This window comes from Bradyrhizobium sp. BR2003 (genome assembly GCF_009720285.1).
GTDB lineage: Bacteria > Pseudomonadota > Alphaproteobacteria > Rhizobiales > Xanthobacteraceae > Bradyrhizobium > Bradyrhizobium elkanii.
The window spans coordinates 17,443-40,196 of the sequence record NZ_SMYJ01000029.1; the positions used below are offsets into that span (position 1 = coordinate 17,443).

The 22,754-nt window shown below is 61.8% G+C and carries 17 protein-coding genes and 1 tRNA gene; 9 read left to right on the forward strand and 9 right to left on the reverse strand.

The features are described 5' to 3' along the window. Nucleotides 1–483: 483 nt before the first annotated feature. Complete coding sequence (locus tag E2I15_RS23910; protein ID WP_210241900.1) at nt 484–3,705, forward strand: hypothetical protein; 3,222 nt, start codon at nt 484–486, stop codon at nt 3,703–3,705. A gap of 35 nt (nt 3,706–3,740) precedes the next feature. Continuing rightward, nucleotides 3,741–4,607, forward strand: coding sequence for a hypothetical protein (locus E2I15_RS23915; protein ID WP_137482188.1), 867 nt, complete (start codon nt 3,741–3,743; stop codon nt 4,605–4,607). Nucleotides 4,608–4,840: 233 nt separating this feature from the next. On the opposite strand, the gene E2I15_RS23920 is transcribed toward E2I15_RS23915, so the two are convergent. Beyond that, nucleotides 4,841–4,915, reverse strand: a tRNA-Glu gene (locus E2I15_RS23920). Between the two features lie 524 nt (nt 4,916–5,439). Here E2I15_RS23920 and E2I15_RS23925 point away from each other — a divergent pair. From E2I15_RS23925 to E2I15_RS23935, 3 genes are read left to right on the forward strand one after another with little or no spacing between them, the layout of a single operon-like run. After that, nucleotides 5,440–5,892, forward strand: a complete 453-nt coding sequence (locus tag E2I15_RS23925) for a (2Fe-2S)-binding protein (protein WP_028333166.1) — start codon at nt 5,440–5,442, stop codon at nt 5,890–5,892. A 1-nt stretch (nt 5,893) separates the two neighbouring features. Beyond that, nucleotides 5,894–8,209, forward strand: a complete 2,316-nt coding sequence (locus E2I15_RS23930; RefSeq protein ID WP_137482190.1) for a xanthine dehydrogenase family protein molybdopterin-binding subunit — start codon at nt 5,894–5,896, stop codon at nt 8,207–8,209. Between the two features lie 54 nt (nt 8,210–8,263). Then, nucleotides 8,264–8,536 (forward strand): hypothetical protein, encoded by a 273-nt coding sequence (locus E2I15_RS23935; RefSeq protein WP_137482192.1) that lies wholly within the window; start codon nt 8,264–8,266, stop codon nt 8,534–8,536. 131 nt (nt 8,537–8,667) lie between these two features. On the opposite strand, the gene E2I15_RS23940 is transcribed toward E2I15_RS23935, so the two are convergent. From E2I15_RS23940 to E2I15_RS23950, 3 genes are all read right to left on the reverse strand, one after another. Beyond that, complete coding sequence (locus tag E2I15_RS23940; RefSeq protein ID WP_016844869.1) at nt 8,668–10,398, reverse strand: methanol/ethanol family PQQ-dependent dehydrogenase; 1,731 nt, start codon at nt 10,396–10,398, stop codon at nt 8,668–8,670. 67 nt (nt 10,399–10,465) lie between these two features. Further along, nucleotides 10,466–11,113 (reverse strand): QcrA and Rieske domain-containing protein, encoded by a 648-nt coding sequence (locus E2I15_RS23945; RefSeq protein WP_137482194.1) that lies wholly within the window; start codon nt 11,111–11,113, stop codon nt 10,466–10,468. A gap of 126 nt (nt 11,114–11,239) precedes the next feature. After that, nucleotides 11,240–11,575 carry a hypothetical protein gene (locus tag E2I15_RS23950; protein ID WP_137482196.1) on the reverse strand — a complete coding sequence of 112 codons (336 nt, stop codon included), beginning with the start codon at nt 11,573–11,575 and terminating at the stop codon, nt 11,240–11,242. 21 nt (nt 11,576–11,596) lie between these two features. Here E2I15_RS23950 and E2I15_RS23955 point away from each other — a divergent pair, with 21 nt between their 5' ends. After that, entirely contained in the window at nt 11,597–12,616 is a 1,020-nt protein-coding gene (locus E2I15_RS23955) for an RluA family pseudouridine synthase (RefSeq protein ID WP_246668267.1), read from the forward strand. 216 nt (nt 12,617–12,832) lie between these two features. Then, the gene (gene rpoH / locus E2I15_RS23960; RefSeq protein ID WP_024581019.1) at nt 12,833–13,729 is read left to right on the forward strand and encodes an RNA polymerase sigma factor RpoH; all 897 of its coding nucleotides are present in this window, start codon (nt 12,833–12,835) and stop codon (nt 13,727–13,729) included. Nucleotides 13,730–14,105: 376 nt separating this feature from the next. Here the strand turns inward: rpoH and E2I15_RS23965 are convergent, their stop codons facing one another. Beyond that, on the reverse strand, nt 14,106–15,782 hold the full coding sequence (locus E2I15_RS23965; protein WP_370143918.1) for an arylsulfatase: 1,677 nt from the start codon (nt 15,780–15,782) through the stop codon (nt 14,106–14,108). 950 nt (nt 15,783–16,732) lie between these two features. Here E2I15_RS23965 and E2I15_RS23970 point away from each other — a divergent pair. Beyond that, nucleotides 16,733–17,236: a hypothetical protein gene (locus E2I15_RS23970; RefSeq protein WP_246668268.1), complete on the forward strand. Its 504-nt coding sequence runs from the start codon at nt 16,733–16,735 to the stop codon at nt 17,234–17,236. Between the two features lie 19 nt (nt 17,237–17,255). Here the strand turns inward: E2I15_RS23970 and E2I15_RS23975 are convergent, their stop codons facing one another. Both E2I15_RS23975 and E2I15_RS23980 read right to left on the reverse strand, forming a co-directional pair. Beyond that, nucleotides 17,256–18,131 (reverse strand): L,D-transpeptidase, encoded by an 876-nt coding sequence (locus E2I15_RS23975; RefSeq protein WP_137482198.1) that lies wholly within the window; start codon nt 18,129–18,131, stop codon nt 17,256–17,258. Between the two features lie 219 nt (nt 18,132–18,350). After that, nucleotides 18,351–19,904 (reverse strand): winged helix-turn-helix domain-containing tetratricopeptide repeat protein, encoded by a 1,554-nt coding sequence (locus tag E2I15_RS23980; RefSeq protein WP_246668269.1) that lies wholly within the window; start codon nt 19,902–19,904, stop codon nt 18,351–18,353. 235 nt (nt 19,905–20,139) lie between these two features. Between E2I15_RS23980 and E2I15_RS23985 the strand changes: the two genes are divergently transcribed. After that, nucleotides 20,140–20,391 carry a YjiS-like domain-containing protein gene (locus E2I15_RS23985; RefSeq protein WP_137482201.1) on the forward strand — a complete coding sequence of 84 codons (252 nt, stop codon included), beginning with the start codon at nt 20,140–20,142 and terminating at the stop codon, nt 20,389–20,391. A 109-nt stretch (nt 20,392–20,500) separates the two neighbouring features. On the opposite strand, the gene E2I15_RS23990 is transcribed toward E2I15_RS23985, so the two are convergent. Together E2I15_RS23990 and E2I15_RS23995 are read right to left on the reverse strand one after the other, a co-directional pair. Then, nucleotides 20,501–21,121: a peptidoglycan recognition protein family protein gene (locus E2I15_RS23990; RefSeq protein ID WP_137482202.1), complete on the reverse strand. Its 621-nt coding sequence runs from the start codon at nt 21,119–21,121 to the stop codon at nt 20,501–20,503. 40 nt (nt 21,122–21,161) lie between these two features. Further along, nucleotides 21,162–22,373 carry a GGDEF domain-containing protein gene (locus E2I15_RS23995; protein ID WP_137482203.1) on the reverse strand — a complete coding sequence of 404 codons (1,212 nt, stop codon included), beginning with the start codon at nt 22,371–22,373 and terminating at the stop codon, nt 21,162–21,164. Nucleotides 22,374–22,754: the final 381 nt, after the last annotated feature.

The following is a 22,754-nucleotide window of genomic DNA, read 5'->3' on the forward strand; positions in this document are numbered from 1 at the left end:
CTCGACAGAAGTAGCTCCCTTCCCGTTTCGTAGTTTTTCTTGCCGCTGCTTTGAAGTTCAAGCGAGGCCTAGCGGGCACTTCAGTGTGGTACCGGTAGGCTCCGCCCAATGACCCTCCATCCCGATATCGCATTGGTTGGTTTTGCCGGGAAGAGGCAATTTATACGAGTGCACAAAAAAACGACGGAATTGGAACGGCTTAGCTCGACGCTACCGCACCGGAGCCTCGACGTAATTTTCGAGCAGCCCGTCGTGCGATGCATTTCGAGTCGCGAAGTCTCGGCCGGACCAAAGCGGACCTTCCCGCCGAGTGACTCAGCATCCTATTGATAAATATCAATTTTAATTCGCGCCCTTCTGGCGACCGGGTCGGGGTAATCGTGCAAAAATACCGTTTTGAAGGCTTTTCCGTCCACAGCGCTGGTACGGAATTTCCTTTCTCGGTCTGGTTCGGGGATCAGCGTTGTTCTATCATTGTTCCCCATGGCCGCAGCCATCGCAAGCGAAGACGGAGAAGATCAAGACGCGCCCGCGCGGGTGTCGCCCTCCGAGTTCATGCGCGAACTTCGTCCTGAATATTACTCGGACACCGTTCAGCGTCCCACCCACGTTCTGAGTGCAGACCGTCTCGAATATCACCTCGACTCGTTAACGTCTCGAAACCAGACGCACGAGTTCGAGATATTTTGCCGCAAACTTTGCGAGCGAACGATCTGTCCCAACCTACGGCCTCAAACAGGTCCTGATGGTGGCGGCGACAGCAAGGCCGACACGGAAACCTATCCGGTGTCGGATGAAGTCTCCGGCCTCACTTATATCGGCGACGCGAACAGCGGTCGTGAAAGATGGGCCTTCGCCTTCAGCGCCAAAAAGGAGTGGAGCGTCAAAGTACGCGCGGACGTCAAGGGCATTGCAGAAACGGGCAGGGGCTACGACAAGATAATCTTTGTGACGAGCCGTTTTGCGAAAGCTAAGGATCGCGCTCGCATCGAAGATGAGTTGTCAAAGCAATACAGCATCCGCGTGACCATTCTTGATCGCTCTTGGATCGTGACCGAGATCATCGAAAAAGAACGCACCGACCTTGCATTCAATTACCTGAAGGTCGGAGACGACGTCAGCGCTCGGCGGCTTGGCCCAAAGGATTACTCTCGCGCCCAGCAGCTCGCTGACATTGAACGGGCGATAGAAGATCCAGCGGCTTTTCAGGGCATGGAGCGGCAGCTTGTTACGGAGGCCCTCGTCGCGGCAAAACTCTCGCGCGGTTTAGAGAGGCCGCGCACTGAAATAGATGGCCGATTTGCGCGAGCCATCCGCCTTGCGGAGGCCCATGGCTCTTATCGGCAAAAACTGGAAGCTCGGTACGAGCAAATATGGACCGCATTCTGGTGGTATAACGACTTTAATCTCCTGAACGCGTCGTACGATGATTTCGAAGCGCGTGCGCTGGAATCGACTCACGCAAAAAATCTGGAGTTCCTGGGGAATCTAAACCAGCTCCTCGTCAATTCCATCGTTCACGACCATATGACACGCGAGCAGTGCCGGTACGACGAACGCACTGCCAGATTAAAACGGGCACTGGACGTGCAGGCACGGGATGCGAGCCGACCGAACAATAGCCTGGAAGCGGAAACCGATCTCCAGAGAATAGCGGTCAATCGGGCGATACTGGCGCAGGATGAAACAGCACTTTCGTCTGTTTTCAATAGCTACTGCTCAATACTCGACAAGGCCAAGGGACTTGGAGAATTCGATGCGGATGGAGTCATCCGCTTTATAGAGGTTATTGGCGGGGTCGCGGGCAATGATCCGGCGTACAATGAACTCGTCGAAAAGCTCGCCGATTTCGTTGGTACGAGAAAGAGCGAAGCCGAAGGCGCGCTGGTTCTGCTCAAACGAGCACAAAAGCTGGACTTGTCGGCGGACAAGTTCGACATGATCCGGTGGCTGGGTAAAGCGGCAGTAGGCCTGACAAAGCGTGAGTGCACCGCGGAGTTGATCGATGCGACACAGCTGCTGACGCTGGCTTACAGAAGCGCCGGCTTGCACTGGGCCGCCCGCGCGAGCTGTTGTCTTGCTGCGGCATCCATCATCGTCGAAGGCGAGAAGGATGGAGACCTGCCTGCTAGCATTATTCCCACAATGAAGATATGGGCCTGGAACGCGTTGGAGCTTTGTCACCTGCCTGATGTTCTGTTCGCAATCCAGCTTTTGAACGGATGCTTGGCAGGCCTTCCGCTGACCGAGGAGTCGAAGGCCAAGGTCCGCGAGGATCTCATAGAATTGGACATGGCTTTGGGCTGTCTATTCCTGAACCTGAAGGAAAATGACCTGCGCAGGCTGGAAGAAACGCCGGATATTTTGGCAAGCCTCAGTTTGTTTATGTCGCGCACGGCGCTGCTGTACTCACTCGGCCACCCGGAAGTCCTTCGCGAGGATGGCAGTCTGCCGAAGGAAGAGACCGACGAGGCGGTAAACCGCCTCCTCTCCACGCTTAAGAGCCAGCCCTTGGCGGAAAGCTTGCGCGGACCGTTGCTCCTGAACCAGGAGGGGCGTCAGGTACTCGTGACCACGATCATGGGCATGAAGGTCGAGGTTGAAGTGCTAGAAAGCCGGCATATTCCCTTAGCCGAATGCGTATTGGGTTCAATTGAGGCCTTCTTTGCTACCGTAATCGAGAAACGTGTCGCGCCACATACCGAGCTATTCCGCATTAGTATAATCGCAAGCGAGCAAGCGCAGGACCCGGCCATCGAAACCAGTGAGCTGGATATGAAATCCACCGTCACCTGGCCGGCCAGTCTTCCGCTTGTGAGCATTGATCGTCAGGGCGACATAAATCAGTTTTACTGCGAAGTCGCGGCCCACATCCTGGGAGCCGCCTGTTCGGTTAAAGATGGGACCGCATTGCTGGATGAGCTTTTTGCGGACGCTGCAGTTCAGCAGCGCATCGCGATGATTTCCTCCGCTCCTAACAGTTACTCCCGGACGGCATCGCAAACTTTCTCATCCTTGGCCGATTGGAAGAAACTTGTAAGCCGCTCCTATCCGCTCCGCGAACAACGGGCAGAGGTTCCTCGGATCAAGCTGGCTCAGCCGGACGATGAGATTCCTGATTTTGGAGAAGACGACGGATCACTGGGGGTTAAAAACCACAAAGGCATTAGCATCCGCTCTGTGATTGATGTCCATGCATGGGACAGGGCGCGGTGGCAAGGTTGCGGTTACATCCAGATAGGTCATTCGCTGCCCTGCATGGCATTTCTCTTTGAGGACAAAGAGGGCGCGCGAAAGATTTTTGAACGGTGGCGCGAACGTTTCGGCGCGGAAGACGCTGGCGAACAGATCGGCGTTTCGATCATAAGGAATTTGCCCGACATGAACCCCCATCACTATTGTGTTCAGATCGCCTCCGCCGACCCATTGTCGCGCGGCGCTGTCACGAAAGCGCCCGTTATGGTGGCAACTCGCTCAATGACCATGGAGCCAAACGACAGCCGGAATCTGGATACGTTCTTAGCTGGATACCAGCATCACGGAGCATTTTATCTGTTGCCCGCTATAGGGCGGGTCAATCCCGAGCCCTTCTACGATCTGGCCATCGTGAAACGCGATCTCACCGTGAAGTCGGCTGCCGACGTTCTTGATCACGAGATCGAAGCTTTGGCACTCCGCATGCGCGGACTGAAGACCCCTGCATAATTCGATGCGACCGCAAAAATAGAGCGATCCTCTTTGTGCCGCTGCTGATTGAAACTGTTCAACCTCAACTCGTGGGCGGCGTCAATTCGCTGCTGGCTCGACTGACTGCCGAAGGGCAGGCGCGAGGGTTATCCAAGGACCAGAGTGACGGCGTGATCGCAATTCTTCCTCCCAATCTTGCCGCCTGCGGATGCTTCCTGGATCGGCTCACTAATATATGGCGCTACGAATTTGGATTGCCGCATCGAGTTGGCAATGATCTCATCTGGGGCGTCCACATGTGGCCCCGCGTGCCCTTGCTATTCGATGTGCTCGAATGCGCCCAAAGGCGGCTGTCGCCTGACAAGCTGTGCGCCTATTTAACCCTGATCGACGACATTGGGCGGCATCTCATACATCTCACCGAGATGTTCCCTATGCTGCGGGTGTCTCCTGTCGTTCCTGCGGACCATGAGGTGGGCGGTCTCGGAGCCGGCAACCGAACCGTCGATTGGGTGGTCGATCCTGCTGGCGAGCGGCGCGTTCTTGTCGATGTTAAGCGGAGATTTGCCGATTTCTTCAGTCAGATGGAGGGCGTGGCAGTCGATGGAGGGGCCGCACCTCAACATGATATTGGTCTCTTGTTTCGCAGCGTTGAGGGCAAGTTTCTGCCAAGGAATTCAGCCGATCAGCTGCAAGGCGCATGGATCGTAACTGACATCAAGCAAGAAGAAACCGAACTCCAAACAGCATTTGATGCGCTAGATCCGGCAAAGGTTCATTTTGCGATACTCGGAGATGAGCGGGCCGATGTTTGTCTATTGACACGCGGAGCTGAACACCGTCGCTTTCTGCTTGAGCTATTTGGTGTCCAGGAAAAGAACGAGCGCTTCTTATTCAGACGTGGCCAAGTGCGCACATAGGTGCGAAGGCTACGAGCTTGCCACAGCGCTTTCGGCGTCCGTCTCGCACCAAGCGTAACCGAGGGACAGTGGCATCCCATCCGCTTCGCGCGTCACGTTGGGTATCAACTGAGGCAGAGAGCTAGGTGATCGGATCACAGAATTAGTGTGGCGGAGTTCGCCACCGTACGTCGGCGCTTATTTAACGGATATTCGACGACTTTTCGATGCAAGTTCTAAGTCGTTGAAATTTCTGGCGCTCCCTAGGGGAATCGAACCCCTGTTTCAGCCTTGAGAGGGCCGCGTCCTAACCGCTAGACGAAGGGAGCGTTGAGAGGCAAGGCAATAGCCTCGAAATCCGGCGGCCGCAAGATGCCTTGTGCGTTGCGGCGGGGATTTTGTCGGCCATGCTTTACATGCCGAACGGCCGTTCCGGCGCGGCAGCGGCCCCGAGGCGCCCTCCCCGGAGCAGCCAAGCGCGTCTCACCTGCACGTCAGAGCAATGCGGCACCGCCACCGCCGATTGCATGATGGCCACCTTGAGATGTCATCTCTTCGTCGTGCGCGCGGCCCTGCTTTCGCCAAATGGCAATGCAAAACACCTGGCTGTGAAGTCACCCGGCGTCCGTCTCTGCTAACATCGCAGCTCTTCACCATGCTGCGCCCCGCACGGCGCCGGACAAGCGAGAGGAGTGCTTGGAACAAAGCGCAAGCGCTTGACGGCCTTGGCGCACGGCAAATTTGGCTCACGAATATCTTGGCACAACAAACATCAGCGCGGCCGCAGGCCATGGAAGACGTTCCGCACCTCGCGCCGCACAGGTCAATAGCTTAGGCAGAGCGAGGACAGACCATGATCAAACTAAAAATCAACGGCCAGGAACAGAATTGGGACGGCGACCCGGATCTTTCGCTGCTCTGGTATCTCCGTGACGAAGCAGGCCTTACGGGCACCAAGTTCGGCTGCGGCCAGGCGCTGTGCGGCGCCTGCACCGTGATCGTCGACAAGGAGGCGGTCCGCGCCTGCATCACCTCGGTGTCCGACGTCGTCGGCCGCGAGGTCACCACCATCGAGGGGCTGCATCCAACCGGCGACCATCCGGTGCAGAAGGCCTGGCGCCAGGTCAACGTGCCGCAGTGCGGCTACTGCCAGGCCGGCCAGATCATGCAGGCCGCGGCGCTGCTGGACCAGAACCCGAAGCCCAGCCACGACCAGATCCGCGAAGCCATGGCGGGCAATATCTGCCGCTGCGGATGCTACCAGCGGATCGAGAATGCCGTCCATCTCGCATCGACGGGGGTGTGACATGAATATACTCACGAACCCCAGCAAGCTTCGCGGCTTCGAGAAGCACGTGAAGGTCGAGAACGTTTCGCGCCGCAGCATCCTCAAGGGGCTCGGCATCGCCGGCTCTTTCGTGCTCGCCGCACCCGTGATGACGCGCCAGGCGTTCGCCTATGAGACCGGCGCCGGCAAGATGCCGCACGGCGTCGTGGTCGATCCGCGCGTGTTCGTCGCGATCGCGCCCGACGGCATCGTCACCATCCTGGCGCACCGCTCCGAGATGGGCACCGGCGTGCGCACCAGCCTGCCCTTGATCGTCGCCGAGGAAATGGAGGCCGACTGGTCGCGCGTCCATGTCCAGCAAGCGCATGGCGACGAGGTCAAGTTCGGCAACCAGGACACCGACGGCTCGCGCAGCACGCGGCACTACCTGATCCCGATGCGCCAGATCGGCGCCTCGGCGCGCTCGATGCTGGAAGCCGCCGCCGCCAAGAAATGGGGCGTGCCGGTCGCCGAAGTGAAGGCGCAGAACCACGAGGTGGTGCACAGCGCGAGCGGCCGCAAGGCTGGCTTCGGCGAACTTGCGGCCGACGCCGCGAAAGAGCCGGTGCCGAGCATCGAGGGCCTCAAGCTGAAGGACCCGAAGGACTTCCGCTATCTCGGCAAGGGCCAGGTCTCGATCGTCGACCTGCACGACATCACCACCGGCAAGGCGCAATACGGCGCCGATGTCCGGCTGCCCGGCCTGAAATACGCCGTGATCGCGCGTCCGCCGGTCACCGGCGGCAAGCTGAAATCGTTCGACGACAGCGCGGCGAAGAAGGTGCCGGGCGTCGAGAAGGTGATGGAGGTCAAGGGCTGGCCCTGGCCGTCCAAGTTCCAGCCGCTCGGCGGCGTGGCCGTGATCGCGCGCAACACCGGGGCCGCGATCAAGGGCCGCGACGCGCTGAAGATCGTCTGGGACGACGGCGCCAACGCCAAATACGACTCCGTCACCTATCGTGCCTCGCTCGAGGAAGCCGCGCGAAAGCCCGGCCTCGTGGTGCGCAAGGAAGGCGACGTAGATGCGGCGTTGAAGAGCGCCGACAAGGTCATAACCGGCGAATACTACCTGCCGCATCTCGCCCATGTCAGCATGGAGCCGCCGGTCGCGGTCGCCGACGTCAAGGGCGACAAGGCCACGATCTGGGCGCCGGTGCAGAGCCCCGGCGGCACCCGCGAGGATGTCGCCAAGACGCTCGGCATCCCCGAGGACAATGTCACCGTCAACGTGACGCTGCTCGGCGGCGGCTTCGGCCGCAAGTCGAAATGCGACTTCGCGCTCGAGGCGGCCTTGCTGTCGAAGGAGCTCGGCGCGCCGGTCAAGGTGCAATGGACGCGTGAGGACGACGTGCATCACGACTTCCTGCACACGGTCTCGGTGGAACGGATCGAGGCCGGTCTCGACAAGAGCGGCAAGGTGATTGCGTGGCGGCACCGCAGCGTGGCGCCGACTATCGCCTCGACCTTCGCGGCCGGCGCCAATCACGAGGCGCCGTTCGAGCTCGGCATGGGCCTGATCGACAACCCGTTCGAGATCGCCAACCTGCAATGCGAGAATCCGGAAGCGGCCGCGTTCACGCGGATCGGCTGGTTCCGCTCCGTCTCCAACATCCCGCGCGCCTTCGCGGTGCAATCCATGGTCGGGGAAATCGCGCATGCGACGGGCCGCGACCAGAAGGAGATGCTGCTGGAGCTGATCGGAAGCCCGCGGATCGTCAACCTGTCCTCGGTGAAGGATCCCTGGAACTACGGCGAGCCCTATGACAGCTACCCGATCGACACCGCGCGCTTACGCAAGGTGGTCGAGTTGGTCGCCGACAAGGGCGAGTGGGGCCGCAAGGTGCCGAAGGGCCACGGCCTCGGCATCGCGGTGCACCGCTCCTTCGTCAGCTACATCGCGACCATCGTCGAGGTGGCGGTCGACGACAAGGGCAAGTTCTCGGTGCCGCGGGTCGACACCGCGATCGATTGCGGCACCTTTGTCAATCCGGAACGGATCCACTCGCAGATCGAGGGCGCTGCGATCATGGGGCTGAGTCTGGCCAAATATGGCGAGATCAGCTTCAAGGACGGCAAGGTGCAGCAGGGCAATTTCGACGACTTCCCGGTGATCCGGATGGACGAGTCGCCTGTAATCACCAACGTCTACATCGTGCCGCCCGGCGCCGACACCCCGCCGAGCGGCGTCGGCGAGCCCGGCGTGCCGCCGTTCGCGCCGGCTCTGATCAACGCGATCTTTGCCGCGACCGGAAAGCGCATCCGCGCCCTGCCGATCGGCAAGCAGCTGGAGACGTGAAGCTGGAACGTCAGGCGAGATAGGTCGTTCTCATCGGTCCACTGGAGCAGATCGATGAGAACCTCACCTCAAACATTCGGGACGCTCGCGGCAGCCCTGTCTGCGGGCGTCTTTCTCTTTGCGACGCAGGCTGCGCTCGCACAGTCGGACTCGCCGCCGAAAGCGACCGCAACGCGCCCGGCCAAGGTCCTGCCCGACCAGACGTCGGTTCCGAGCAGCGGCCCGCCGTCGACCACAGGCCAGACCACCGGGGAAGCGAGCCACGATCCCACGATCAAGCAGATGAACGACGACGAGAAGCGGAAGGTCGACACCAAGGGCAAGTAACGCAAGCGCAGACCGGGAAGCGGCGGTCTCCCCATCCGCCGCTTCCCGATCGCATCGCCCCCTGTCGCTGAGTCCAACAAAGGCTTGGGAGCATGATCCGATTCAATCGGATCGCGCTCCAGATCGCGCGCTTACTTCTTGTCGAGCGCGAACACCCAGATCACGCCGCCTTGCGGGACGTTGTTCTCGAAGCCCTTGACCTTGCCGGCCAGAGCGTCCTGGATGCGCTGCGCGTCGACGCCCCAGCCCGACTGGACCGCGATGTATTGCGTTCCGTCGACCTCATAGGACATCGGCATCGCCATGATGCCGGAGTTGGTCTTCTGCTCCCACAACAGCTCGCCGGTCTTGGCGTTGAAGATGCGGAACATCCGGTCATTGGTGCCGCCGGCGAGAACCAGGTCGCCCGCGGTCGCCGTCACCGATCCGAACAGCTGCGAGGTCTTGAAGTCGTGCTGCCAGACCTTCTTGCCGGTGGCCGGATCCCACGCCTGCAACTCGCCGAAATGATCGGCGTTCGGTGCCGGCGTCAGCCCGATGTCCTCCGGCTTGGTGCCGAGCCAGAGCTGGCCGGGCACCAGCGGCTGCTTCTCGCCCGTGAAGCCGCCGCAGAAGTTCTCGTTGGCGGGAACGTAGACGAGCTTGGTGCTCTGGCTGTACGCCGCCGACGGCCAATCCTTGCCGCCCCATAGCGACGGGCAGAACTCGACCCGCTTGCCGAGCACCGGCTTGTGCTCGGGATCGACGATCGGCCGGCCGGTCTCGGCCTCGATGCCCTTCCAGACATTGGTCTTCACGAACGGCCAGCCGGACACGTAGTTGATCTTGTCGGGCTTGTTCTCGAGTATCCAGAAGATCGCGTCGCGTCCCGGGTGGATCAGGCTCTTGAACGACCGTCCGTCACGCTGCAGGTCGACCAGCATCGGCGCGTCGACCTCGTCCCAGTCCCAGGAATCGTTCTGGTGATACTGGAAGTGCTTCTTGATCTTGCCCGTCTCGGGATCGAGACCGATCACCGAGCTGGTGTAGAGGTTGTCGCCGGCGTGTGCCGAGCCCGGCCAGGGCGCAGCGTTGCCGACGCCCCAGAGGATCGTCTTGTTGTCCTTGTCGTAGGTGCCGGTCATCCAGGCCGATCCACCGCCCGACTTCCAGTCGTCGCCGCTCCAGGTCTCGTGCCCGGGCTCGCCTTCGCCGGGGATGGTGAAGGTGCGCCAGAGCTCCTTGCCGCTCTCGGCATCGTAGGCGACGACATAGCCGCGCACGCCGAACTCGCCGCCGGAGCCGCCGACGATCACCTTGCCGTCGATCACCAGCGGCATCAGCGTCAGGTACTGACCCTTCTTGTAGTCCTGGACCTTGGTGTCCCAGACCACCTTGCCGGTCTTGGCGTCGAGCGCGACGACATGGTCGTCGGTGGTGGCGAAGTAGACCTTGTCCTGCCACAGGCCGACGCCGCGGCTGGTCGGATGCAGCTGGAACAGATCGTCGGGAAGCTGCCGCTTGTAGCGCCAATATTCCTCGCCGGTCTTGGCGTTGAGCGCGATCACCTGTCCCATCGGGGTCGCGGCGAACATCACGCCGTTGTTGACGATCGGCGGCGCCTCATGGCCCTCGATGACGCCGGTCGAGAAGGTCCAGACCGGCTTGAGGTCCTTGACGTTGGAGGTGTTGATCTGGTTGAGCGGACTATACCCCTGTCCGTCATAGGTCCGGCGATACAGCATCCAGTTGCCGGGTTCGGGATTTTCGAGACGCGCCGAGGTCACCGAACTGTAGTTTTCGATCGGCCCCGCGACGGCATAGGTCGAAATGAGGCACGTGAATGCGACACAACTCGACAGTAACCACTGCTTGCTTGTCATGAGATGCTACCTCCCTGCTCTGTTTTGATTTTTTCAGTTTAGGTCATGCAGAAATCCCGATGTGGCCTCATCCTCCCTGCTGAGCACCCACCTTTCCGACGAATGGCGCTGCGACCGTGATCGCGCCGTCGGCAACCGTCAGCGGCAATGCCGCGAGGCGACGTGGCGCCGGCCCGAACACGACCTGCGCATTCTGCCGCGGATCGTATTCGGAGTTGTGACAGAGGCATTTCAGGACGTTCTTGTCGCCCTGCTCTTCCTTCAACCAGGCGGTGATCGGACATCCGGCATGCGTGCAGACGACCGAGTAGCAGACGATGCCGTCAGGGGCGCGGGCGCGCGTGGCATCGTCGAGTTCGTTTGGATCGAGCTTGACCAGCACGACCTCGTTCAGCCGCGAGCCCTTGCGGACCACCGAGGTGTTCGGGTCCTGCGGCCAGGCGCGAATCGGCGGGCCGCCCAAGGTCAGATCTTCCGACTTGATGACCTGGCCCGCCTTGTCGCCCTCGGCGCGCACGAGCCGATCGGCTTTTTGCGGCCGCTCATTGGCGCCGGGCTGTTCGTCGTCATCGGCGGCCGCGGGCTCGATCGCGGCGAGGCAGGCGCAGCTCGCGAGCGCGGTCAACACCGCGCGGCGCGTCGGGTCGGCGCACGACCCTGCCGCATCGGATTCACCGGACTGTTCGATGGAAGCGTTGGAGTTGGATCGCGACATGGCGCAAGCTGAACGTGCAACTCGGCCGAAAAGATGGCGACACACCTTCTCGATGCGCGAACGCATGCGCAAAAAATACGCTGCAGCTTTCGGTTGATCGACGGCGCGGCTTCGCGATTGCTGCGATCAGGGTTCGTTGACGAAGCTCAGCCTGCCGACAGGTTTCAGCGTCTTTGCATCAAATGTGCGAATCTCTGTTGCACCGCCCACGTCAAGCGTGAGGATCAATCGCTCGCCGGCGACGCCGGTGGCGACGATGCGGGCGCCCTTCGGCAGCGCAGCAGTGACGTCGGAAACGGAAACGGGGCTTCCCTCGCTGCGATAAAGGCGGTAGCCGATGGCAATCAAGACGACGGCCACGGCCAGTGCCGAGGTCAGGCCCGCGATCAGCATCATGCGCCGCACCCGCGCGATCAGCGCGGCCTGGTCGGGGGTCGGTTCGGTCACAGCGGTGTTGGTCATCACAAGGCTCTATCTTTGCAAGTGTCTTCGCAACAAGTCTCTTCGAATGGCGGTCGGAAGCTGGAGGTCGTCGTCGCCGGCAACGAGGGCTCGGCCCGGCTCGACCGCGTGCTCGCGCAGCGCAGTCCCGAACTGTCGCGGTCCCGGCTGAAGGCGCTGATCCTCGCCGGTTCCGTGACCGTCAAGGACGCCGTCGTCCGCGACCCCGCTTATCATGTCGCCAAGGGCGATACGATCATAATCGACGTGCCGGAGGCCGCGCCCGCCGAGCCTCAAGGCGAGGACATCGCGCTCGACATCGTGTTCGAGGACGACGACATCATCGTCATCGACAAGCCGAGGGGCCTCGTCGTGCATCCCGCCGCCGGCCACGCCAGCGGCACGCTGGTCAACGCGCTGATCGCCCACTGCGGCGCGAGCCTGTCCGGCATCGGCGGGGTCAAGCGGCCGGGCATCGTGCACCGCCTCGACAAGGACACCACGGGACTGATGGTGGTCGCCAAGAACGACCACGCCCACCAGTCGCTGACCGCGCAGTTCGCCGACCATGGCCGCACCGGCCCGATGGAGCGCGGCTACATGGCGTTCGTCTGGGGCGTGCCGAACCGGCCCCACGGCACGATCGACGCGCCGATCGACCGCCACCCGCACGCCCGCGAGAAGATGGCGGTGCGCCAGGGCGGCCGCGAGGCGATCACCCATTTCGAAGTGCTCGCGAGCTTTGCCGGCCGCGACGGCAAGCCGGTCGCTTCGCTGCTGGCGTGCCGGCTCGAGACCGGGCGGACCCATCAGATCCGGGTGCACCTCGCCCATCTCGGCCATCCGCTGCTCGGCGACAGCGTCTACGGCGCCCACTTCAAGACCAAGGCAGGACAACTCGGCGCGGAAGGTAAGGACGCACTCACCGACCTCGGCCGGCAGGCGCTGCACGCCTATCTGCTGGCATTGGAGCACCCCCGGACCGGAGAACTTTTGCACTGGGAGGCGCCTTTGCCGGAGGATTTGTTTCTTCTGCAGCGGGCGCTGGAAGCGGCGGTATGACGCACCCCTTCCAGAAAAGCCACGTTATGACAACAGGTTATACCTGCCACACGGGGACGTGACGTCAGCAATCCTTCCCTATCACGGACAGTTTGGTGTATGTTGCACCTGCGCTGAATATCCAGCGCGGAACATCGCAGCATGGCCGGCTTTAACCCAGCGGCCACCTGCCGGGCCCGCCGCTATCGGGGGTCTGAACCACTGGAGGGCGCTCAAATGGCCCGTACAGCTACGTTGCCGGTCCTCAATGGAGAATCCGGCCTCTCTCGATACCTCGCCGAGATCCGCAAGTTCCCGATGCTGGAACCCCAGCAGGAGTACATGCTCGCCAAGCGTTGGCGCGAGCATGACGATCGCGACGCGGCGCATAAGCTCGTCACCAGCCATCTCAGGCTCGTGGCCAAGATCGCCATGGGCTATCGCGGCTACGGCTTGCCGATCTCCGAGGTCGTCTCGGAAGGCAATGTCGGCCTGATGCAGGCGGTGAAGCGATTCGAACCCGAGAAGGGCTTCCGTCTCGCCACTTACGCCATGTGGTGGATCAAGGCGTCGATACAAGAGTACATTCTGCGTTCCTGGTCGCTCGTGAAGATGGGCACCACCGCGAACCAGAAGAAGCTCTTCTTCAACCTGCGCAAGGCGAAGAGCAAGATCTCCGCCCTGGAAGAGGGTGATCTCCACCCCGACCAGGTCAAGCTGATTGCCAAGCGCCTCGGCGTGACCGATCAGGACGTGATCGACATGAACCGCCGCCTCGGCGGTGACGCGTCGCTCAACGCCCCGATCCGCGACGACGGCGAAGCCGGCGAATGGCAGGACTGGCTGGTCGACAACTCGCCCAACGCCGAAGCCCTGATGGCCGAGAGCGAGGAGTTCGATCATCGCCGCCAGGCCCTGAACGGTGCGATCGGCGTGCTCAACCCGCGCGAACGCCGCATCTTCGAGGCGCGGCGTCTGGCGGATGAGCCGATGACGCTGGAGGACCTCGCCGCCGAGTTCGGCGTGTCGCGCGAGCGCGTGCGGCAGATCGAGGTCCGCGCGTTCGAGAAGGTGCAGTCGGCCGTCAAGGGCACGATTGCCCGGCAGGAAGCCGCGCTCGAAGCCGCGCACTGATCGCGCTGCGACGAACCAAGAGACACGAAAGCCGGCGGCAACGCCGGCTTTTTTATTGTTTGCAAAGTGGGGCTCGGCACGCGCCTCGATCAGTCCGCCTGCCGACAAATGTCCGCATCAGCCTCGGGAGCGGACACGCGAGGCGCACTTGGTCATGTCGGTTTCGGGGCCACAAGCTGACATCGCTAGTTCTTTGGGCACGCTTCGGAGCGCTCCATCTCACCTATTCGAATGCAAAGATAATCCGCTTCCAATCCTTCTTCGTTGAAAGCCTCATCTTGCGCTTCTCGTGGAGTTTCTGGATGCCCGGGGACAGGCGGCCGGCGCTTTCGCGCCGGCCGCCTCTGTTGTTCTCAATCGCGGCCAGATGTTGCCATTAGTCGCTGCGGCCGGCCGTCTTCATGTCCTTCACTCGCTGCATGACCTGCTCCAGGTTGTAGCTGGCCGGGTCCTGCAGCGGCGGGAATTTGATGAAGGTCTCTAGGTGCCTCAGCCACAGCTGCTGGCCGATCGGCAGCATGTTCCAATCATAGACGTAGGCAGTAGACGGAGAAGCAATAGCCCCGGCCATGCCGAACAACGTCTTCAGCTGTGTACCAACGGAGGTTTCGAAAGGATCGCGCTTGATGTTGACGACCTGGGTCCAGGAGTAGGGCTGCACACCGGCAATGAAGCCAGCTGGCGAGTCCGACACCATCGCGAAGTACATCTTCCAGTTCTTGTAGCGGACCGCCGACGGCTCCTTGCCGGAGTAATACAGGAAGTGGTCGCGGGCCGACTTGTCGGACTTGCCGCTCAGATAGTCGATCTGATTAACACCGTCGAGGGTGGTCTTGACCATATTAGGATAGCCGGCCTCGACCTGTTGCTTCAGTGCGTCGCCCTTGGGCCCGCCGGCGATCTCGACGAGGGTCGGGAGCCAGTCGAGGGCGGAAAACATTTCGTTCTTGACCGTGCCGGGCTTGATGACGCCGGGCCAGCGAATCACCATCGGAGCGCGCATGCCGCCCTCCCAGGTGCTCAGCTTGCCGCCCTTGAACGGTGTGACGCCGCCGTCCGGGAAGGTGATGGTCTCGGCGCCGTTGTCGGTGGTGAAGACGACGATCGTGTTGTCGAGTTGGCCCATGTCTTCGAGCTTCTTCAGTACCACGCCGATGTTGTCATCCATCTGCTTCATGCCGGCTTCGTTGACGCCCCAATCCTTGCCGCCAGGCTCGCCCACCATGGTCAGATACTTGTCCGGCAGCACGGTCGTGATGTGCATGCGTGCCGGGTTGTACCAGACGAAGAACGGCTTGCTGGTCTTCTTCGGGTCGTTGCGATCGAGGAAGTCGACGACCTTGGCCGAGATTTCTTCGTCCACGGTCTTGGATCGCTCGAGAGTCAGCGGACCCTCATCCTTGCAGGTCATGTTCTTTGCGGTGCCGTCCGAGGACTTGCAGGCGAGCATCGGACGCGGCGGCGTCAGGCAAACCGTGGTCCTGGGATCTACAGCGCCGGGGACCTCAGCCACGCCGGGGATCGGCGTGTTCTTGCATGGCGGCGCAAGGGTCTGCTGGGTCGCGGTTTTGTTGAGGTCGGGGAAGCTCACCCCTTGCATGGCGTCGAGGTGATAGAGATAGCCCCAGTATTCCTGGAAGCCTTGCGCAGCCGGCAGCGACTCGGTGTGGTCGCCGAGATGGTTCTTGCCGAACTCGCCGGTGGTATAGCCGAGATCGAGCAGGAACTTGGCAAGTGTCGGCGTCCCCGTCCGCAGATAGGATGGGCTACCGGGAATTTCCGGCAAGACCATGCCGACGCGAACGGGCTGCATGCCTGTTAAGAAGGCCGTACGCCCGGCCGTGCAGCTCTGCTCAGCGTAGTAGTGCGTGAACATCGCGCCTTCGTTGCCAATGCGATCGATATTCGGCGTCTCCCCGACCATCAATCCGCGGTGGTAGATACTCGGCTGCATCCAGCCGATGTCGTCACCCATGATGAAGAGAATGTTTGGTTTTTGCTGGTTTTGCGCCAACGCCGGTGTGCTGACCGGACCGGACAAGGCCATCAGCATCGTCGTGCTGAGCAACGAGGCGCAGGCCCCCTTGAGCCAGCCAGATGTCTTGCGGGGCGGCGTTCCAGTAGGGGGCGACGGCTCGTCGGGCAATACAGAACTCAACATGGCTACGCTCTCCTGTTTATGATGCGTTAGGAAGCTCCTCGACTGATGCATCGAAGGTGTGCCGGCGCCTCCTCCGAATAAATGCTTGTCCGATCCCATGCGGAACGTCCCGCCGGGTATGCAGATCATTTTTTTCGATATATCTGACGGACCATCGCAAATGGCGATATCGCGCGTGCGCTTGAGCTTCGCTCGCAAGGTGTTCACCTCCCAGCCGATCTTTCCACGCTACGTGGCAAAACCCTCGCGTGATGTCGGACCGTGGTCCAACATCCCAATCTGCGCGCTCGGCCTCTGTTCGGCCCACGAATGCCGCGGTGCCGCATGGCCCCCTTGAAGTTGATACAGGTGACACTCACTCGATTAAGGCGATCTTGATCTAGATCAAAGCGGGACGGCCTTCGGGGGCAGCATTCCGGGAAGCACTGGACGTATGCCCATCAATTTGCCTGCCGACGAATGTCCGCATCAGCCTCGGACGCGAACAAGCGAGGCAAACTTGGTTCATGTCGGCTAAGGGGCCAATTTCGGACATTCCTGACAGGCCGCAGTGTCTTCGTGCAACGCCACCTGTTCCCCGGATGCGTCGGGTGACGTAGAATGTCACGGCCCTTGAAACGGGACGCGCCGAAATCACTGTCCGGGCAAACGAGCAGCACTGGTGCTATCGGCAGGCACGCTCTCCTAGAGGCCGTTCTTTTTTCGGTTTCGCACCACCGTTCACCACGAACCTTGCGCGCTGCATTTGCGGCGGCTCGTTCGGTAACGTCGGGAGAAAAGCGATAAGGAAGGTCGATCGAAGGTCCGCACTGGGAATCGCGTTGGCAGCGGTTTCGACTGCCATGATCAAGCCCGCCGAGGCGCAAGCCACGGGCTACAACGATACGGCACCTTGGCCAGGTGTCGTGGTGCGTGAATATGAAGGCGAGACACCGTCCCTGATCCCGAGATTCAAGACGGTCTCGATGCGCGATGTCATTATGCAGCCGGAGTCGAAGACCATGGGTCCCCCGATGATGAACGCCATGATCTGCCATATCACCGAAGGGGAGCTTCGGCTTGAGCAGGGGCGAAAGACCTTTACGGGCAAGAAAGATTTTGTCTGGACCTGCAACAAGGAAACAAAAGAACAGGCGTACAACGATGGGAATGTGGTCGCCATCATGCGGATCACGGATCCTGAAGGCCTAAGGCTCTTTTCTTCGCAACAGATCGATTGCAGGAGCGGATGGCGCACGCGACGACACGCCATCCGCGTGCAGGACCGCTTCGGGTCGGAAGGCGATATCCCCGAGGTCGGATCGGGTTTCCGCTTCGTCCCCGAAAGCGGCCGTTCCGGATTTTAATGAGGACAGAGGAATTGAGTTACTGGGCGTCGGCCATCTTCGGTCGAGATAACTGCGACTGCGCGTTGACTGCCGCGGGCCGGTTCGATGGCGGCGCCGGGTCCTGCGACGAGAGGCCGGCGTCGGGCGGCGCGCCCGGGGATGGTCGATGGGCAGCTTGTGCCGGAAGCACGATCACTTTCGCTCCGACTTTCACCCGATCATAGAGGTCCACGACGTCGTCATTGGTCAGCCGGATGCAGCCGGACGAAACCCGCTTCCCGATCGTATCGGGCTTGTTGGTGCCGTGAATTCGATATTCGGTATCGCCCAGATACATCGCCCGGGCGCCGAGCGGATTGCCGGGACCGCCCGCCATGAACCGCGGCAGATAAGGCTGGCGCGAAAGCATCTCTGCAGGCGGACGCCAATCCGGCCATTCCGTCTTGCGAGCCACGACCTGTTCGCCGGACCATGTGAAACCTTCGCGGCCGACACCGATGCCGTAGCGCATCGCCTGCCCGCCGTTCAGAACGAGATAGAGGAATGTGTTTCCGGTATCGATGACGACGGTGCCCGGCGGCTGGTGACTGACGTAATCAACCACCTGCCGAACAAGTCGTCCGGGAGCGTCAGCGGCTTTTGGTGTTTCGATCCGGGGTGCGGGGACCGGGATTGGGACCGGAGCTGGCGCTGGAGCCTGAACCGGCGCGGCGACGTGAATGGGAGACGACGGCGTCGGACCAGATGGCGCCGGCACCTGGTGCGCGGCTTGCTTCCGTGTCGGTTGAACGCTTGCCGGCCGCGACAGCAAACCGTACCCCAATGCGGCAGCGGCCACGACGCCAACGACAACTCTTCCGGCGACCGGCAGGGTGAGCGTTTCGATCTTTCCACGTTTGGCCCGCTTGCCCATACCTCTCCCCTGCTCGCTGTGCCCGGAAGGGATACCCGGCAAATTTTAACAAGCCTCGAAATGATTTCGCTCAGGCTGGAAATCGCCAAGCGTCGTTAACGCCGGCTCCTGGCTGCAACACCCATCGTCCACATTCGATCGCCGGTTCCGGAAATGCCGCGCATGCCCCGCGGCAAATCGCGCCCTATCGATCAGCCTGTCGATGCGGACGAGCGCGGCTCATTCGGGCAACCCCGCTTTGCGAAAACCCTCGATCATCAGGTTCGCAGTTCTTGATAGCCGGCTCCGAGCGATCCACGACGATATTGTGAAAGTAGGGTCGAGCTCAAGCATACCGGCTGCCGCTTCACGGGCCTCGGCGTCCCGTCCGAGATGGGCGAAAGCGGATGCGAGGCAGCGGTATGCTCCTGTATAGGAAGGGTTCTGACGCAGCGATTTCTTCCCTGCAACGATGGCCTCGTCAAAGCGCCGAAGCTCAATAAAGGCAAATCCCATCCCGGTTAACGCTGTGAATTGTAGCGGGTCCACCGGGCTCATTCGCATGGCGCGTTCAAAGCTCCGGATCGCTTCCTCCGGCTGCCCCGCAATCTTATAGACCCAGCCTCTGCGGTTCCATGTGTTATATGAATTTGGGTTGAGCGCCACCGCCCGATCGGCCATCTCAATCTCAGCCTCACAATCGCCGACCAAAAGAGCCGAGATCAATGCAGCAGTTGCCAACGTGCCTGGATCTTGATCGTCGAGGCTCAATGCCAGGCGCATAAGCCGAAGGGCTGCCTTGCGTTCGAATTGTTGGTCGATCGCATAGCCCCTAAGCACGTTTTCCAAATGACAGGCACCTGCCAAAGCTGCCGCAGCAGCAAACCCAGGGTCAAGCTCCAGGGCGCGCTGGGCCAGTCGGAGCGCCTCGGCCAAACTTTCGCGCGTCGATCGGACGGCTTGCTGTATTGCCCGGAGATAAAGATCATATGCGGTGAGGTCTTCCGGGCGCCGCCGCGACGCCATTGCAATTTCGGCTTGAAACAACGTTGGCTGGATAGCCGAGACAACGGCGAGCGTGACTTCGTCCTGCAGCGCGAAAACGTCTGTCAGGTCACGCTCAAACCTGTCCGCCCAGATGTGTGCGCCGGTGGCCGCTTCAATCAGCTGGCACGTGATGCGAACTTTCCCCGAAGCCTTGCGCACGGCCCCCTCAAGGACATAGCGGACTCCAAGCCTGCGCCCGACTTCCTTGATGTCGACCGCTTTGCCCTTGAACGTGAAGCTCGAATTGCGAGCGATCACGAACAGCGATTTGAACCGCGAAAGCGCGGTCGTGATCTCCTCAACCATTCCGTCCGCGAAGTACTCCTGCTCTGGATCGCCAGACATGTTCGCGAACGGCAGCACGGCGATGGAGGGCTTGTCGGGTACCGCAGGGGCGCTCTCGGGCGTATCGCCCGGATCCGGACCTGCAACCTCTCGCACCTCCTGCACCTGTCCGACGAAACGGAAGCCCTTACGTGGTAACGTCTTGATCAGTCGCTGTTCCTCCCCGGAATCGCCGATTGCGCTTCGGGCGACATTCAGCCGGGTCGTCAGTGCTGCATCCGAAACGCTGCGCCCATTCCAAACGGCATTGATGAGGTCGTCCTTGCTGACGACGCGCTCCCTGTTGCGGATCAGATAATCGAGCAGATCGAACACCTGCGGTGCGATGCGGACGACGTCCGCCCCACGATGCAATTCGCGCCGGTCAGGGTCGAATGCGTAATCCTCGAAGAGATAGCGCAAGATGCGAATCCCCCTGGAATCCCCTTGGATGAGAGCCCCCGATAACCGGGTAACGCTTTGGGCCGGCTGGAAACCGCAAGAATAAGCTGCAGGTGAGGAAAATGTAAGCCGCCGGTCAAGCATACCCGCCGCCCTCGCGGCATCCTCGTGCCGGCTATGACGGCTCCTGACACCATGGTGGCAACAGGGGAGCGCTAAAGCCGTGGAAGAGACACCATCCCATGGAGACTGCGCGATGAGCTCGACGCATGGCACAACGTGGCTGGAACGGACATCCCTATCGACCCGGCATGTCTCCAGCTTCATCTGGAAATATTGGGATGCCCTTCGGGAGCGCCGCGAACGCCAGGAATTGCGCGCCACCTTGTCCAACCTGAGCGACGCGGAGCTGATGGACATCGGCACCACGCGCGGAGAGATCGACTACGTCGCCTCGCACCGAGACATTGACCCGCGGGGCATTCGATCCGGCGAATGGCTCCGATAACTGTCGACGGTAGACGGCCGGATTGGGCCCATCGACTTCCGACAGGGGTCAGAAGGCGATATCCCCGACGCCGGATCGGGTGTCCGCTTCGTCCCCGAAAGCGGGCGCCCTACTCGCCCCACTGCCGCGCCATGGTCGCGAGCGCGCAGCCTTCGCAGTAGCGGGCGTCCTTGAAGTCGATCCAGTTGTGCGCGTAGACGCGCTCCGCCGGAATGCCGTAACGCGCGCGCAGCAGCTTCACCAGCACCCGCCAGGTAGCGATCTGCGCGTCGGTCGGGCCGGTCGTGACGTCCGGGTAATTGCCGGCGAACTCGACGCCGATCGACGTGTCCTTGTTCACCAGGTGATAGGTCTTGCTGTTGTCGATGTATTTGTTGTCGTTGCGATCGGCGCCGTCGGTGTGGGTCGGAACGAGGTTGTCGGCGACCGCCCAGTAGACCGTGCCGTCGGTTTCGACCCAGACCATCACGCCGCGCCGGGTCGGGTTCTTGTGCTGCGCTTCGGCGCCGTATCGCGCCGAGCCCTGCGGCCCCTCGGTCTGGTGCACGATGATGTTGCGCCAGGGATGCGATTTGGCGACGTCGCCCCAGGGCGCCAGCCAGACCATCTTCAAGCCGGGAATCTCGGGCGTGCCTTGCGATCGTGCGATAGCCGCGAGATCGGGGGTTTGGGCTGATACGGCGGAGGACAGGACCAGCGCAGGGAGCGCGGCGAGCAGGCGAGGCGTCATTGCGGAAATCCCGGCGTCGTTCGGTCCCTCGTTAGCACGCTCAGGCGCGCTTGCGCAGGGTCGCCTCCAGCGGATCGGCCATCTCCGGCGCCTTCGGCTCGTAGGTCGCATAGCCGTTCTTGCCGCCCTTCTTGGCGTCGTAGAGCGCGTGGTCGGCGGCGGCGACCAGGCGATCGGGATGCAGGCCGATCTCGCGGGTCCATTGCGCGACGCCGATCGAGACCGCGATCGGGATGTCCTTGCCGGTGCACTGCTCGGCATCGGCGCGGCAGACCTCGAGCACGCGGCGCGCGATCATCGCGCCTTCGCGCAACGTCGAGGACGGCAGCACGATGCAGAACTCGTCGCCGCCGGTGCGGGCCAGCATGTCGCCCGGCCGGAGCCGCGTCTGCGCCATCAGCGTGAAATGCTGCAGGCAGGCGTCGCCGGCGGCGTGGCCGTGGGTGTCGTTGATGCCCTTGAAGCCGTCGAGGTCGATCACCAGCAGCGCAAACGCCTCGCCGTTGCGGTCGGAACGCGCGCATTCCTCGGTCAGCCGCTGCAAGAGATGGCGGCGGTTGCCGACGCCGGTGAGATCGTCGAGCAGCGCGAGGTCGGCGACCTCGTTGCGCAGCCGGTCGATCGCCATCAGCAGGAAGCCGAAATTGAGCGCCATCGACAGGAACACCATCAGCAGGATCACCAGCGACTGCCCCGCGGAGAAGCGGACGAAGGAGAACTCGCCGGGCTGCAGCAGCGCGCCGACAGCACGCAGCGCGTAGATGCCGATCAGCACGGAGGCGACGATGCCGGCGAGCCGGGCACCGGGGCTGACGCGGCCGTTCTCGGACGACAGCAACAGCTTCAGCGTCAGCGCGAACGGCGTGACCTGGGCAATGGTGTAGACCAGGATGCGCATCGGCATGCTGTCATAGGCGAAGATGAAGGTGCCGAGACCGGCGAAGGCCAGCGCCGTGGTCAGCAGGGTGGCGCGCCAGGTCGCGGGCTTGTCGTAGAACCGCTCGATGCCCATCGCGGCAAGGCCGGCGGCGAACACCATCAAGGTCCCCGCCGCAAGCAGCGGCAGCAGCGAGTCCGTCAGCATCACGCGAAGCATCGCGCAGGTGGCGCCGGCGGAGGCGACCAAGGCGGATGCGGTCCAGAACCGCGCCGCGCCGAAAGCAGGATAGCTGCGCGCGACATAGGCCCAGATCAGCCCGAGCGCGAGAAAATTGATAATGAACACCGTCCAAAGCGTCGGAACGCTCAACATCGCCCCTGTTCGAGGCCCGTATCGGCCTCGCCTCTCCTGAAATGACCGTCTGCCCCCTCCGGGCGTTTCCTCAAATGACAATCCCCGTTGTCTTGCGGACGAGCATGCGGCCGCGCCGCTTAACGGAGCGTCACCCGCAACGTGGCAATCCGTGCCGTGGTTTTGAATTGATGAAGATCTGCGCATCCGCCGTTTGCGCATCGTTAAGCATGACGGATGCGACGACGACGCGGCGCGCGACATGCGCCGCGCTTTGCGAAAAAACTGACGAAAACACGTAACAGCTGTGGATAACACGATGACGGCGCCGTGACAGCACGCGGCAGCAGCCTCCGAATCTGCTGAGTTTGATATCGAGGATGTTGCGAGGCTGGCCCTCCG

Coding starts and splice junctions, on each gene's coding strand:
- E2I15_RS23925 (WP_028333166.1), top strand. CDS start 5,440: ATGATCAAACTAAAAATCAACGGCCAGGAACAGAATTGGGACGGCGAC.
- E2I15_RS23910 (WP_210241900.1), top strand. CDS start 484: ATGGCCGCAGCCATCGCAAGCGAAGACGGAGAAGATCAAGACGCGCCC.
- E2I15_RS23995 (WP_137482203.1), bottom strand. CDS start 22,373: ATGTTGAGCGTTCCGACGCTTTGGACGGTGTTCATTATCAATTTTCTC.
- E2I15_RS23950 (WP_137482196.1), bottom strand. CDS start 11,575: ATGACCAACACCGCTGTGACCGAACCGACCCCCGACCAGGCCGCGCTG.
- E2I15_RS23975 (WP_137482198.1), bottom strand. CDS start 18,131: ATGGGCAAGCGGGCCAAACGTGGAAAGATCGAAACGCTCACCCTGCCG.
- E2I15_RS23930 (WP_137482190.1), top strand. CDS start 5,894: ATGAATATACTCACGAACCCCAGCAAGCTTCGCGGCTTCGAGAAGCAC.
- E2I15_RS23940 (WP_016844869.1), bottom strand. CDS start 10,398: ATGACAAGCAAGCAGTGGTTACTGTCGAGTTGTGTCGCATTCACGTGC.
- E2I15_RS23945 (WP_137482194.1), bottom strand. CDS start 11,113: ATGTCGCGATCCAACTCCAACGCTTCCATCGAACAGTCCGGTGAATCC.
- E2I15_RS23965 (WP_370143918.1), bottom strand. CDS start 15,782: ATGCTGATGGCCTTGTCCGGTCCGGTCAGCACACCGGCGTTGGCGCAA.
- E2I15_RS23935 (WP_137482192.1), top strand. CDS start 8,264: ATGAGAACCTCACCTCAAACATTCGGGACGCTCGCGGCAGCCCTGTCT.
- E2I15_RS23985 (WP_137482201.1), top strand. CDS start 20,140: ATGAGCTCGACGCATGGCACAACGTGGCTGGAACGGACATCCCTATCG.
- E2I15_RS23990 (WP_137482202.1), bottom strand. CDS start 21,121: ATGACGCCTCGCCTGCTCGCCGCGCTCCCTGCGCTGGTCCTGTCCTCC.
- rpoH (WP_024581019.1), top strand. CDS start 12,833: ATGGCCCGTACAGCTACGTTGCCGGTCCTCAATGGAGAATCCGGCCTC.
- E2I15_RS23970 (WP_246668268.1), top strand. CDS start 16,733: ATGATCAAGCCCGCCGAGGCGCAAGCCACGGGCTACAACGATACGGCA.